This window comes from Hansschlegelia beijingensis (genome assembly GCF_045505405.1).
Lineage (GTDB): Bacteria > Pseudomonadota > Alphaproteobacteria > Rhizobiales > Methylopilaceae > Methylopila > Methylopila beijingensis_A.
In genome coordinates this window covers 1-12,941 of sequence record NZ_JBJKEX010000065.1, presented here as the reverse complement: position 1 = coordinate 12,941, position 12,941 = coordinate 1, and the positions used below count along the sequence as shown (strand labels likewise).

The 12,941-nt window shown below is 68.9% G+C and carries 11 protein-coding genes and 1 pseudogene; 5 read left to right on the top strand and 7 right to left on the bottom strand.

Annotated features, from left to right (window positions below):
- Nucleotides 1–85: 85 nt before the first annotated feature.
- From ACIKT0_RS06515 to ACIKT0_RS06500, 4 genes and pseudogenes are all read left to right on the top strand, one after another.
- A pseudogene (locus tag ACIKT0_RS06515) lies at nt 86–472 on the top strand (glycosyl transferase family 1); the annotation flags it as partial.
- The gene (locus tag ACIKT0_RS06510; RefSeq protein ID WP_407104551.1) at nt 473–1,183 is read left to right on the top strand and encodes a glycosyltransferase; all 711 of its coding nucleotides are present in this window, start codon (nt 473–475) and stop codon (nt 1,181–1,183) included.
- A gap of 259 nt (nt 1,184–1,442) precedes the next feature.
- A complete protein-coding gene (gene ilvD, locus ACIKT0_RS06505) occupies nt 1,443–3,167 on the top strand; it encodes a dihydroxy-acid dehydratase (protein ID WP_407104550.1) in 1,725 nt (574 codons plus the stop codon).
- A complete protein-coding gene (locus ACIKT0_RS06500) occupies nt 3,139–3,960 on the top strand; it encodes a tetratricopeptide repeat protein (RefSeq protein ID WP_407104549.1) in 822 nt (273 codons plus the stop codon). The genes ilvD and ACIKT0_RS06500 overlap by 29 nt, the downstream gene beginning before the upstream one ends.
- A 121-nt stretch (nt 3,961–4,081) precedes the next feature.
- Here ACIKT0_RS06500 and xth read toward each other — a convergent pair whose 3' ends face one another.
- The 6 genes from xth to topA all read right to left on the bottom strand — a co-directional run bounded on the left by xth (nt 4,082) and on the right by topA (nt 11,800).
- Nucleotides 4,082–4,864, bottom strand: a complete 783-nt coding sequence (xth, locus tag ACIKT0_RS06495; RefSeq protein WP_407104548.1) for an exodeoxyribonuclease III — start codon at nt 4,862–4,864, stop codon at nt 4,082–4,084.
- Nucleotides 4,865–5,239: 375 nt separating this feature from the next.
- Complete coding sequence (locus ACIKT0_RS06490) at nt 5,240–5,845, bottom strand: NUDIX hydrolase (RefSeq protein WP_407104547.1); 606 nt, start codon at nt 5,843–5,845, stop codon at nt 5,240–5,242.
- 110 nt (nt 5,846–5,955) lie between these two features.
- Complete coding sequence (locus tag ACIKT0_RS06485) at nt 5,956–6,405, bottom strand: DUF983 domain-containing protein (protein WP_407104546.1); 450 nt, start codon at nt 6,403–6,405, stop codon at nt 5,956–5,958.
- Nucleotides 6,402–8,753: a ribonuclease R gene (rnr, locus tag ACIKT0_RS06480; protein ID WP_407104545.1), complete on the bottom strand. Its 2,352-nt coding sequence runs from the start codon at nt 8,751–8,753 to the stop codon at nt 6,402–6,404. The genes ACIKT0_RS06485 and rnr overlap by 4 nt, the downstream gene beginning before the upstream one ends.
- 46 nt (nt 8,754–8,799) lie before the next feature.
- A complete protein-coding gene (locus ACIKT0_RS06475; protein WP_407104544.1) occupies nt 8,800–9,141 on the bottom strand; it encodes a hypothetical protein in 342 nt (113 codons plus the stop codon).
- A 19-nt stretch (nt 9,142–9,160) separates the two neighbouring features.
- Nucleotides 9,161–11,800: a type I DNA topoisomerase gene (gene topA / locus ACIKT0_RS06470; protein ID WP_407104543.1), complete on the bottom strand. Its 2,640-nt coding sequence runs from the start codon at nt 11,798–11,800 to the stop codon at nt 9,161–9,163.
- 189 nt (nt 11,801–11,989) lie between these two features.
- Here topA and ACIKT0_RS06465 point away from each other — a divergent pair, with 189 nt between their 5' ends.
- Nucleotides 11,990–12,217 (top strand): hypothetical protein, encoded by a 228-nt coding sequence (locus ACIKT0_RS06465; protein WP_407104542.1) that lies wholly within the window; start codon nt 11,990–11,992, stop codon nt 12,215–12,217.
- On the opposite strand, the gene ACIKT0_RS06460 is transcribed toward ACIKT0_RS06465, so the two are convergent.
- Nucleotides 12,191–12,941 (bottom strand): DNA-processing protein DprA (locus tag ACIKT0_RS06460; protein WP_407104541.1); only part of this gene is annotated, 751 nt, incomplete at its 5' end. The genes ACIKT0_RS06465 and ACIKT0_RS06460 overlap by 27 nt on opposite strands.

Here is a 12,941-nt window from a genome sequence, read left to right as displayed (position 1 = left end):
TCGATCAGCATGGACGCCTCCGCCTTTGTGAGGTCAGGCTTGAACGCCGCAGCTCCGGTCTCCTCCGCCTCCGCGCGCCGGTCACCCGCTGGCCGAGCGCTTCGTGGCCGACGTCACGCGCGGCGAACTCGCGGCCGCGGCCATGCAGCGACTGAAGCGCGAGGCGGGGTGCGAGCCGGCGGTGGTGATCGGCCATTCCGGCTGGGGCGAGACGCTGTTCGCGCGCGACCTGTTCCCGAGCGCGCGGCATCTCGTCTACAGCGAGTTCTTCTACAATTTCCGGGGCGCGGACGTCGGCTTCGATCCGGAGTTTCCCGAAGCGGGTCTGCGCTCGGCCTTGCCGGTGAGAACCAAGAACGCCGCGATGCTGACGTCGCTCGCCGCGGCCGATCTCGGCGTCTCGCCGACCGAATGGCAGAAGCGCCAGCATCCGGAGTTCCTGTGGGACAAGATCAGGGTCGTCCATGACGGCGTGGACACGGTCGCGGCCAGCCCGAAGCCGAACGCGCGCTTCGCAGTCCCTGGAACGAACCTGACGTTCAGGCCGCGCGATGAGGTCGTCACCTTCGTCAACCGGCAGCTCGAGCCCTACCGCGGCTACCACGTCTTCATGCGGGCGCTGCCGGCGATCCTGGAGCGCCGGCCCCAGGCGCAGGTCGTGATCGTCGGCGGCGACGGCGTCTCCTATGGCAGGCGGGCGCCGGATGGAAAGACCTGGAAGGACATTTTTCTGGGCGAGGTGCGCGATCGCCTCGATCTGTCGCGCGTGCATTTCGTCGGCAACATTCCGAAGCCTGACTTCATCGCGATGCTGCAGGTCTCGTCCTGCCACGTCTACCTGACCTACCCGTTCGTCCTGTCCTGGTCGCTGATCGAAGCCATGGCGGCGGAATGCCTGATCGTCGCGTCCGGCACCCCGCCGGTGCGTGAAGTCATCGAGGACGGCGTCACCGGCCGGCTGTTCGACTTCTTCGACATCGCGGGCCTTGCGGAGGGGGTGATCGAGACGCTGGCCGATCGGGAGCAATTCGCCCATCTGGGGCGGGCGGCGAGAGTCTTCGCGGTCGAAAACTACGATCTCGCGCGCGTTTGCCTCCCGCGCCAAGTCGCATTGATCGACGATCTCGCCGCAGGAACTACGGTGAACGGACCGTTGCAGTCCTCTCAATCGTCCGTGGCATAAGCGCAACATAAATAGAGCAGAGCGCGCCGCCCGGTCGTTCACAGCTCAACTCGCCGCCATTCAGCCACAAATCGCCAACTATTTCGGAGGTAACCTGCTGCCTGAGGACGCTGTCTCGTCTTGAGACGGTCGGGGGACCAAGGCGTTCGGCGGCGGCGGGCCGCGCGCGTTCGGATACTGGCGTCAGATGGCGCCATCGTCGGTCCGCCCCGCTGAGAAAGAGTATGGGGCGCGTTTCGCCCCGAGGGATTGGGGCGGCATGGACTCGAAGGTCTTCGACAAGTCGAAACTGCCCAGCCGGCACGTCACCGAGGGCCCGTCGCGCGCCCCGCACCGCTCCTACCTCTACGCGATGGGCCTGACCAAGGCCCAGATCCACCAGCCGCTGGTCGGCGTCGCCTCGTGCTGGAACGAGGCCGCTCCCTGCAACATCTCCCTGATGCGGCAGGCGCAGGCCGTGAAGAACGGCGTCGCGGCCGCCAGCGGCACGCCGCGCGAGTTCTGCACGATCACCGTCACCGACGGCATCGCCATGGGCCATGAGGGCATGAAGTCCTCGCTTGCCTCGCGGGAGGTGATCGCGGACTCCGTCGAGCTCACGATGCGCGGCCACTGCTACGACGCCCTGGTGGGGCTCGCCGGCTGCGACAAGTCGCTGCCGGGCATGATGATGGCGATGGTGCGCCTCAACGTGCCTTCGATCTTCATCTATGGCGGCAGCATCCTGCCCGGCTCGTTCCGCGGCCAGCCGATCACGATCCAGGACGTGTTCGAGGCGGTCGGCAAGCATTCGGTCCACGCGATGTCCGACGAGGACCTCGACGAGATCGAGCAGGCGGCCTGTCCTTCCGCCGGCGCCTGCGGCGCGCAGTTCACCGCCAACACCATGGCGACGGTGTCTGAGGCGATCGGACTGGCGTTGCCCTATTCGGCTGGCGCGCCCGCCCCCTACGAGATCCGCGACCGGTTCTGCATGGCGGCCGGCGAGATGGTCATGGAGCTGATCGCCCGCAACATCCGCCCGCGCGACATCGTCACCCGGAAGGCGCTCGAGAACGCCGCGACCGTGGTGGCGGCTTCAGGCGGATCCACCAACGCTGCGCTCCACCTGCCGGCGTTGGCGCATGAGGCCGGCATCGACTTCGACCTGTTCGACGTCGCCGAGATCTTCAGGCGGACGCCATATGTGGCGGATTTGAAGCCGGGCGGTCGTTATGTCGCCAAAGACTTGTTCGAGGTTGGCGGCGTGCCGCTGCTTATGAAGACTCTGCTCGACCACGGTTTTCTTCATGGCGACTGCATCACCGTCACTGGACGCACGATCGCCGAGAACATGGAGAAGGTTCGCTGGAACGCCGACCAGGACGTGGTTCTGCCGGCCGACAAGCCGCTGACCAGGACGGGCGGCGTGGTGGGGCTGCGGGGCAACCTCGCGCCCGACGGCGCGATTGTGAAGGTCGCGGGTATGAAGGAGCAGCGATTTTCCGGACCAGCCCGCTGCTTCGACAGCGAGGAGGCCTGCTTCGAGGCGGTCTCGAGCCGGACCTACAAGGAAGGCGAGGTGCTGGTCATCCGCTATGAGGGCCCCAAGGGCGGCCCCGGAATGCGCGAGATGCTGGCGACGACCGCGGCTCTGTACGGGCAGGGGATGGGCGACAAGGTCGCGCTCATCACGGACGGCCGGTTCTCGGGCGCGACACGCGGCTTCTGCGTCGGGCATGTCGGACCGGAGGCTGCCGTCGGCGGCCCCATCGGGCTCCTCCGCGACGGCGACGTGATCACGATCGACGCCGTCGCGGGTTCGATCGACGTCGCGCTCACGGACGAGGAGCTTGACGCGCGCCGGCAGGACTGGCGGCCGCGCGACCACGGCTTCGGATCCGGCGCGTTGTGGAAATTCGCCCAGGGCGTCGGGCCGGCGCGTTTCGGCGCCGTCACCCATCCGGGCGGCAAGCATGAGCGGCGCTCCTATGCCGATGTTTGATCGAGCAGCCGTCGCCGCGGCGGCGCTGGTTGCGCTCCTCGGCGCCGTAAGCGCGGCGCACGCCTTCGACGGCGCGCCGTCGACCTCCAAGAAAGAGCCGTCGCCGTTCGAGGCGTTCCAGACGGGCGCCCGCGCCTATATCGCGGGCGACAAGGCGACTGCGGTGACCTCGCTGCTCGACGCGGCCAAGCGTGGTCACGCGATGGCGCAGTGGAAGCTCGCTCGCATGTACGCCGAGGGCGACGGCGTCGATCGCGACGACGTCAAGGCGTTCGACTATTTCAGCCAGGTCGCCAACGCTCACGCGGACGACGCGCCCGGCACCATGCAGGCGCGGTTCGTGGCCAACTCCTTCGTCGCGCTCGGCAACTACTATCTGGACGGCGTCCCGAACAGTCCGATCCGGGCGGACCCGGCGCGCGCCCGCGAGATGTTCGCCTATGCGGCCTCGTACTTCGGCGACCCCGACGCGCAGTACAACCTCGCCCGGATGTATATCGACGGGCCGGACGGCGAGAAGGACCCGCGGCAGGCCGCCAGGTGGCTTGGGCTTGCGGCGAACAAGGGCCAGCGCGAGGCGCAGGCCGTGCTCGGCCACATGCTGTTCAACGGACTTCAGATACCCCGCCAGCGCGCCCGCGGGCTGATGTGGCTGACGCTCGCCAACGACGCCTCCGGCGGAAGCCAGAAGTGGATCGCCGACCTCTATGTCGAGGCGTTGGCGGAAGCGTCGCCCGAAGAGCAGGAGACGGCGCAGAGCTACGTGACCGCCTGGAAGAAGGACCGCGAATAGCTTCGCGGTCTCGCCAGGATTACGGAGCGCTGGACGGAAGCGGGATCGCGGTCGAGACACGCCCGGTGTCACGCGCCTGAAGCCGCCTCCCTGCGCGGCGGCGGAACATCTTTCAGTCCGTTCAGAGCGCCAGTTCAGCCACCACTGGCACGTGATCGGACGGCCGCTCCCAGGCCCGGACGTGCTTGTCGATGCGAACGCCCACCAGCCGGTCCGCCGCCTGCGGCGACAGCAGCAGGTGATCGATGCGGATGCCGTCGTTCTTCTGCCAGGCGCCCGCCTGATAGTCCCAGAAGGTGAAGAGGCCGGCTGCGTCGTCGCAGGCGCGCAGGGCGTCGGTCATCCCGAGAGCGAGCAGGCGCCTCCAGGCGGCGCGGGTCTCCGGCAGGAACAGCGCGTCGTGGACCCATGCGGCGGGCCGCTTCGCATCTTCCGGCGCGGGGATCACGTTGAAGTCGCCAGCCAGCACGAAGATTTCCTCGTGGGCCAGCCGCTCGGCGGCGTGCGCGCGCAACCGCTCCATCCAGGCGAGCTTGTAGCCGTATTTCGGCGTGTCGGCGGGGTTGCCGTTCGGCAAGTACAGTCCGCCCAGGCGCACGACGCCCGCTTCCGTCGACACCACCGCCTCGATGAAGCGGGCGTGTTCGTCCTCCTCGTCCCCGCCGAGTCGAACGTGGACGTCCTCCAGAGGATGGCGCGAGAGGATCGCGACGCCGTTGTAGGACTTCTGCCCGTGGACGGCGACGTTGTAGCCGGCGGCCTCGATCTCGGCCCGCGGAAAAGCCTCGTCGACGCACTTGATCTCCTGCAGGCAGACCAGATCCGGCTTCGCCTCGTCCAGCCAGCGCAGGAGCAGCTCGAGACGCGTCTTGATGGAGTTCACGTTCCAGGTCGCGATCTGCACGTTCTTCACCTCCCCGGGCCGCGGCACGCAATAGACGAAAAAAAGGCCGCTCGCGAGGCGAGCGGCCTAAGTCTAGGGAGGAAACGCCCAAGGAGGGCAAACGACAGAAAGCGCAAACCGTCCGTCGCTCCCGATTATTTCGCCTTTCCTCCGCGATTTTTCCAGTACTGCGATCGAAAATCAGGCCGCGCGAAACGACGCAGGCCAGTACCACTCGGTCGATCGGATTTTCCGATCGTCGCCGGCCGGATGCGCGATCAGCCTTCCGTCCTGATGATCATGAGAATCAACCACATCGACGCCACAGAAATGTGCGGACGATGGCTAAATCCTCAGCAACAGCGAATGGCCGCCCAGCGGCCTCTGGCGGCGGCCCTAGATCAATTCACGCTCGGAAGCGGAGCCCTGGCGGTAGAAGGGGGTGGGCAGATCGCGCTCCAGCCCGTTCTCCAGACGCTCCGCCAGATCACGGAGAACAACTCCGGTGATCGCCGGCAGATCAAGCCGTCGCGCCTCGTCGAAGGTCACCCAGACCAGCTCCACCAGCTCCGCGTCCGGGTGGATGACGTCAGATCGCGCGGCTGACACGAGCGAGCGGTCGGCCGCGAAGAAGCGCGTGTCGAACCGCCGCGGCCGGCCGGGCGGAGTGATCGCCCGGGCGACCAGGTGAAGACCCTCGAGCGACGGAAAGACGCCGGCTTCGGCGAAGACCTTCCAGGACTCGCTTCGGGCGTGGAAGCCCTCCATCTCGGCTTCGCCGATCAGCAGCCCGGTCTCTTCCGCGAGTTCCCGGAGCGCCGCGAGCCCGTAGGCGCGGGCGCGGGTGATCGACGGGCGAGCCACGCGGGCCTGCAGGCTGCGCTCGACGTGCGGCGCGTATGTGCCGGCCACGTTGACGCGGCCATCCTCCGGCTCGACGCGCCCGCCCGGGAACACGTACTTGCCGGGCATGAACCGCACCGCATGGTGCCGCCGGCCCATGAGGACCTTCGGTTCAGATGAGGAGCGGTCGAGCAGGATGAGAGTCGCGGCGTCCCTGATCGGCTGCCGCGGCTTCCGGGATTGCGGCGCGGCCGACGCTTCCGACGCGCTCACGCCTGAGGAGTGGGCCTGAGGCCGCCGTCCGCCGGCAGCCCGTCCTCTTCGCCGCCGAAGCCATGCATCCGGAGCGCCCACTGCAGGCCCACGAGCGCGCCCTTCACGGGCGGCAGCAGCAGGAGCGAGAGGATCACCGTCAGCGGCAGCCAGAGCGCCATGTGGAGCCAGACGGGCGGCTGATAGGCGAGCTCCACGGCCAGGATCAGAGCCACGATCACATGGCCGACGATGGAGATCACCACATAGGGGGGAGCGTCGTCGGCGCGCTGGTGGTGGAGCTCCTCGCTGCACGCGTCGCACTGCGCGGCGACCTTGAGATAGCTGCCGAACATGCGTCCCTGGCCGCAGGCGGGGCAGCGGCAGAGCGCCCCGCGCAACAGGGAGCCGCCGATCAGGCGCGGCTCTGGAGCGTCTCCGGAAGCGGTCTTTACCTCGAAGCTCATCGGGATCCCTTGCCTTTCGACCCGCGCGTCGCGCGGCCCCCCTTCTTACGGCCCCCGGGCGCTTTTTTCGAATCCGCAGCCGCGGCGCGTCGCAAGCCACGCTTGCCTCGGCCGGCGGGACGGCCGGGCTGACCCTCGGACAGCATCTCGAAGCGCAGGGCGCCGGCGACCGGTGCGGCTTCCACCAGCTTGACCTCGACCGTGTCGCCGAGCCGGTAGCGTTCCCCGGACCGTTCCCCGACGAGCGCGCGGGCGGCCTCGTCATGGGAGAAGTATTCCGAGCCGAGGGTCGAGATCGGCACGAAGCCGTCCGCGCCGGTTTCGTCCAGTTTCACGAACAGGCCCGAGCGGGTGACGCCGGCGATCCGTCCAGTGAACGTCGCGCCGACACGGTCGGCGAGGAAGTGCGCGATGAGCCGGTCCACGGTCTCGCGCTCCGCGGCCATGGCGCGCCGCTCGGCCGCCGAGATGCGGGCGCCGATTTCTCCAAGCGTCTCGGCTGTCGCGCTGTCGGGCAGCCCGTCCGAGCCCAGATCGAGCCCCCGGATCAACGCGCGATGCACGATCAGGTCGGCGTAGCGGCGGATCGGCGAGGTGAAATGCGCGTAGCGGCGCAGGTTGAGGCCGAAGTGGCCGTAGTTCTCGGCGGCGTACTCGGCCTGAGCCTGGGTCCGGAGCACCACCTCGTTGATCAGGCTCGCGCTCTCGCTTTCGGCCGTCCTCGCCAGGATGCGGTTGAAGTGCATCGGCCGGAGATTGCCAGACTGGGCGAACTCGATGTCGAGCGTCTTGAGCAACTCGCGGAGCGCCTCAAGCTTCTCCAGCGAGGGCGCGTCGTGGACGCGGTAGACCAGCGGCGTGCGCCGCGCCTCGAGAGTCTCGGCCGCGGCGACGTTCGCCTGGATCATGAATTCTTCGATCAGCCTGTGCGCGTCGAGCCGCGGGGGCACGATCACGCGGTCGACGGTGCCGTCGGGCTTCAGCAGCAATTTACGCTCAGGCAGGTCGAGGTCGAGCGGGCCACGCGCGTCGCGCGCCGTCTTGAGCGCCGCATAGGCGGCCCAGAGCGGCTTCAGGACCGGCTCGAGCAGCGGCCCCGTCGCGTCGTCGGGCGCGCCGTCGATCGCGGCCTGCGCCTGGCTGTAGGAGAGCTTGGCCGCGGACCGCATCATCACGCGGTGGAACGAGTGGCGGAGCTTGCGCCCGTCCTTGCCGATCCACATCCGGACAGCGAGGGCAGGGCGGTTCTCCTTCTCGCGGAGCGAGCAGAGGTCGTTGGAGATGCGTTCCGGCAGCATCGGAACCACGCGGTCCGGGAAGTAGACCGAATTGCCGCGCTCCAGGGCCTCGCGATCCAGCGCCGAGCCCGGATGCACATAGGCGGCGACGTCCGCGATTGCGACGGTGACGATATGGCCGCCGGCGTTCGCCGGGTCCGGGTCGGGCTCGGCGTGCACCGCGTCGTCGTGGTCCTTGGCGTCCGCCGGGTCGATCGTGATCAACGGAACCCGCCGCCAGTCCTCGCGACCCTGGAGGGAAGCGGCCGGCGCGGCCTCGGCCTCCGCGAGCGCCGCCGCCGGGAAGACGTGCGGGATCTGGTGAGCGTGGATCGCGATCAGGCTGACCGCGCGCTCGCTCTTCAGCGAGCCCAGGCGTTCGCGCACCCGGGCGGCGGGGAGGCCGTAACGCCCCTCCTTGATGATGTCGGCGGAGATCAGATCGCCGTCCTTGGCGCCGCCGGAATCCGCGGCGGCGATCGCAAGCTCGCGGCCGGCGTTGCGCTTCTCCACCGGCGCCAGCCGCCCCGAGCCGTCCGGCAGAACCCGGAAGATGCCGAGAACCCGCGCGGACTGCTTCGACAGCACCTTGATGACGCGGCCATGGTGCGTGGCGCCGCCTGGCTCGACCTCCTCGAGCGGTTCGGCCCGGACCAGGACGCGGTCGCCGATTCCGGGGGCGAGCCCCGGCTTGCGCCCGCGCGAGGGCGCAGGGTCGATCAGGATCTTGGGCGGGGCGCCATGCTCGTCCTCATCCCACTCGGCGGGCTCCGCGAGCAGTTCGCCGTCACGGTCGCGGCCGACGACGTCGGCGAGCACGACCGACGGCAGGGCCCCGGAGCGCGCGAGCCGCTTGCCCTTGCGGGCCACCACGCCTTCGTCCTGCAACTCGTGCAGCATGCGCTTGAGTTCGACCCGCTCGGCGCCGGAGATCCGGAACGCGCGCGCGATCTCCCGCTTGCCGACCTTGCCTCCTTCGGAAGCGATGAAGGCCACCAGCTCGTCGCGCGATGGCAGGCCGCGGGACGGTTCGCTGGGGGCTGCGGTCTTGGGAGAGGTCTTCCGGGCCAACTTCGTCCTGCCTGCGGCTGCGCAGCCTGCTCGCGTCTCGGCGGCGTTACTTCTCAGCTGCGATGTGGTCCAGCAGGCCGACGGCGGCGCGCTCGATGGTCATCAACGGGTTGGCCAGGCAGTACTCGTCCACCCATTTCGTCAACGTCTCGGGCCGGACGTCGACGTCCTTCAATTTCAGTCCCTCGCGGGCGAAGCCCGCGCCGGTGACGAAACCGTGCACCCACGATTGGTACGCCTCCGCCTTCGCCTGATTGGTCCGCTGCGCGTCGATCCATGCGCCGCAGCGGCGCGAGCCGACCCCCCAGACCACATAGGAACCGGCGGCCGCTTCCATCACCGGAGAGGCGAGCGCCAGCACCAAGGCGGTAATCGCGACCTTCTTCATTTGGTTCCCCGTCGAGAACTCACCCCGCGGCCGCCTTGGCGGCTTTGCCCGTCTTGGCGGACGCTGCCTTCTTGGCGGCCGGCTTCTTGGCCGCCGGCTTCTTCGCGGCGGGCTTGCGCGCCGGCTTGCGGCCGCCGCCGCCCTTCTCGGCTTTCGCATCCACCAGCCTGACGGCTTCGTCGAGGGTCAGCGCCTCCGGGTCCGTGCCCTGGGGCAGGGTGGCGTTGACCTTGCCGTATTTGACATAGGGACCGTAGCGCCCGGCGTGCACCGTGATTGGTCCGCCTCCCGGGTGCTCGCCCAGAGCGCGGCCGGCGACGGCGCCGCGGGCGCCGCGCTTCTCCTTCTTCTCGGCGAGCGCAGCGACCGCGCGATTGATGCCGACCGAGAAGACCTCGTCGACGCCGTCAAGGTTGGCGTAGACGCCGTCATGGCTGACATACGGACCGTAGCGGCCGAGGTTGGCCTCGATCGGTTTGCCCGACTCCGGATGAACGCCGACGAGCCGGGGCAGCGACAGCAGCCTGAGCGCTCCCTCGAGATCGAGCTCGGCCGCCGACCACCCCTTGGGCAGCGAGGCGCGCTTCGGCTTCTCCTTCTCGACCGGCTCTCCGAGCTGGACGTAAGGGCCGAAGCGGCCGTTGCGCAGCGTCACCTCCTGGCCGGACGCCGGATCGGTCCCGAGCGTCTTCACGCCGTCCCCGCCGGCCGCAGCGCCATCCGTCCCGTCGAGCTCGGCGCCGAGCGGACGTGTGTAACGGCACTCAGGATAGTTCGAGCAGCCGACGAACGAGCCGAACTTTCCGAGCTTGAGCGAAAGCTGGCCGGTTCCGCAGGTCGGGCAGACCCGCGGGTCCCCGCCGTCCGCCCGCGCCGGGAAGATGTAAGGGCCGAGAACTTCGTTCAGCGCGTTCAGCACCTCGGTGACGCGCAGTTCCTTGGTGGCGTCGATCGCGCCGGTGAACTCGCGCCAGAAGTCCCGCAGGACCTCCTTCCAGTCGAGTTCGTCGTTCGACACCCGGTCGAGCTGCTCCTCGAGCCCGGCCGTGAAGTCGTACTCGACGTAACGGTTGAAGAAGCTCTCGAGGAAGGCCGTGACGAGCCGTCCCTTGTCGTCCGGCACCAGCCGCTTCTTGTCGAGCTGCACATAGCCGCGATCGCGCAGCACGGTGAGCGTCGCCGCATAGGTGGAGGGGCGGCCGATGCCGAGCTCCTCCATGCGCTTGACCAGGGCGGCCTCGGTGTAGCGCGGCGGCGGCTCCGTGAAATGCTGCGTGGCCGCGACCGGCGCCACGCGGGCGAGCGGCTCGCCGGCGCTCATCTGCGGGAGGCGGCGCGCCTCGTCGTCCTCCTCGTCGTCCCGGCCTTCCTGATAAAGCGCGAGGAAGCCGTCAAAGGTGACGACCGTGCCGGTCGCGCGGAGCTCGATACGCCGATCCGAACCGTTGGCGGAGATGTCGACGGTGGTCCGCTCGACCTCGGCCGACTCCATCTGGCTCGCGACCGTCCGCTTCCAGATCAGTTCGTAGAGCTTGGCCTGATCGTCATCGAGCCGGCGCGCCATCTCCTTCGGCGTGCGACGGGGATCCGTCGGGCGCACGGCCTCATGGGCCTCCTGAGCGTTCTTCGCCTTGGTCGTGTAGCGACGCGGCGAAGAGGGCACATAGCGGTCGCCATAGTCGGAGCCGATCAGGGAGCGGACGGCGGTCACCGCCTCGGGCGCCATGTCGACGCCGTCGGTCCGCATATAGGTGATCAGACCGACCGTCTCGCCGCCGATGTCGACGCCCTCGTAGAGCCTCTGCGCGAGCTGCATCGTGCGGTTCGGCGCGAAGCCGAGCTTGCGCGACGCCTCCTGCTGAAGCGTCGAGGTGGTGAAGGGCGGCTGCGGATTGCGCCGTCCGGGCTTGGCCTCGACATTCGCGACGGCGAGCTCGGACGCCTCGATCGCCTGCTTCAGCGCCGTCGCGGTCGCCTCGTCCGCCACGTCCAGCCGGCCCAGCCGCTTGCCGTCGGCGGAGGAGATTCGGGCCTCGAACGCTTCGCCGCGCGGGGTCTTGAGCTGCGCGACCAGGGACCAGTATTCCCGCGGCTTGAAGCGCTCGATCTCAACTTCGCGGTCGCAGACCAGCCTGAGCGCGACGGACTGCACCCGCCCGGCGGAACGCGCCCCGGGCAGCTTGCGCCACAGCACAGGTGAGAGGTTGAAGCCGACCAGATAATCGAGCGCGCGGCGCGCCAAGTAAGCGTCGACCAGCGCCGAGTCGATCTCGCGCGGGTGCTTCATGGCGTCCAGAATCGCCTGCTTGGTGATCGCGTTGAACACCACGCGTTCGACCGGCTGGTCCTTCAGAGCCTTCTTGGCGCGGAGCACCTCCAGCACATGCCAGGAGATGGCCTCGCCTTCGCGATCCGGGTCGGTGGCGAGGATCAGCTTGTCCGCGCCCTTCACGGCGCGCGCGATCTCGTTCAGCCGCTGAGCCGACTTGCCATCGACCTCCCACAGCATGTGGAAGTCCGCCTCCGGGTCCACCGACCCGTCCTTGGCCGGCAGGTCGCGGACGTGCCCGTAAGAGGCGAGAACCTCGTAATCGGAGCCGAGATATTTGTTGATCGTCTTCGCCTTCGCAGGCGATTCGACGATGACGACGTTGTGCATGAAGCGGGAGCCCCTGGCCGGCCGGTTGCCTACGGCGGCGGGCCGGAAAATGGGAGAGCGTCCCGGGCCTGTCAAATCGTGGCCCCCGCCGGCGCCGCGGCGTGACGTCGGGAGGCCACGGAAACATAGCGTTCGCTCGCCTTATGGTTCATGATTTTTATCCATACAATCATTAAGGGAGGCGAGCGGTTGTCCCGGTCGGATCAGCGGAGGCCGTCCTCGACATCTCTGAAGGGCGAAGACATCGCGGCCTACGTCGCGTCGCTGGCGGGCGATCTGCGTGAGCTCGCCCGCCGCAACGGTCTGACGACGCTCGCCTACCTGCTCGACATGGCTCGGCTGGAGGCCGAGGCCGAGATCCGCGCCGCCCGCGAGGCGCAGGAAGGATCTTCAGTCCCAGAGATTCCCGGCGAGTAGCCGGACCCTGCCGTCGCCCTGACGCTCCAGCCGGCCCGCAAGCTCGAGTTCCAGCAGCACGATCTGGACCGTGCGGGCTTCGGCGTCGGCCTGCCGGACGAGTTCGTCGACCGAGGCGGGGGAGGGGCCCAGAAGCTCGAGGATTCGGGCGCGCTCGCAGCCGGCGGGTTCGCCATGGTCGAAGCCGGCCGCCTCGGCCTGCGCGAGGGAGATCGGGCGCGGCGCAGGCGGGCCACGGTCGACCAACGGCGCAAGCGCCTCGATGACATCGTCAGAGCGCGTGATGAAAACCGCCCCGTCGCGCAGCAGCCCGTTGGAGCCCTCGCAGCGGGGATCGAGCGGCGAACCGGGGGCGGCCATCACCTCGCGTCCCATCTCGGCGGCCAGCCTTGCGGTGATCAGCGAGCCCGACCGCAGGGCCGCCTCGACGACGATCACCCCAAGCGACATCCCGGCGATCAGCCTGTTCCGGCGGGGGAAGTCACGCCCGCGCGGCTGCCAGCCCATGGGCATCTCGCTGACCAGGGCGCCCTCGTTGACGATGCGCCCTGCGAGGTCCGCGTGCTCGGGCGGGTAGACGCAGTTGAGGCCGCCCGCATAGGCGGCCACGGTGCCCGAGGCGAGCGAGGCGGAGTGAGCGGCCGCGTCGACGCCGCGAGCCAGGCCGGAGACGATCACCCACCCCGCGCCGCCGAGTTCGGCGGCGAGCCGCGCCGCGAACGAC

Bases quoted from the DNA above. Each gene is read 5' to 3' on its own strand.
- ilvD (WP_407104550.1), top strand. From the start codon at position 1,443: ATGGACTCGAAGGTCTTCGACAAGTCGAAACTGCCCAGCCGGCACGTC.
- ACIKT0_RS06500 (WP_407104549.1), top strand. From the start codon at position 3,139: ATGAGCGGCGCTCCTATGCCGATGTTTGATCGAGCAGCCGTCGCCGCG.
- ACIKT0_RS06490 (WP_407104547.1), bottom strand. From the start codon at position 5,845: ATGGGCCGGCGGCACCATGCGGTGCGGTTCATGCCCGGCAAGTACGTG.
- ACIKT0_RS06485 (WP_407104546.1), bottom strand. From the start codon at position 6,405: ATGAGCTTCGAGGTAAAGACCGCTTCCGGAGACGCTCCAGAGCCGCGC.
- ACIKT0_RS06475 (WP_407104544.1), bottom strand. From the start codon at position 9,141: ATGAAGAAGGTCGCGATTACCGCCTTGGTGCTGGCGCTCGCCTCTCCG.
- topA (WP_407104543.1), bottom strand. From the start codon at position 11,800: ATGCACAACGTCGTCATCGTCGAATCGCCTGCGAAGGCGAAGACGATC.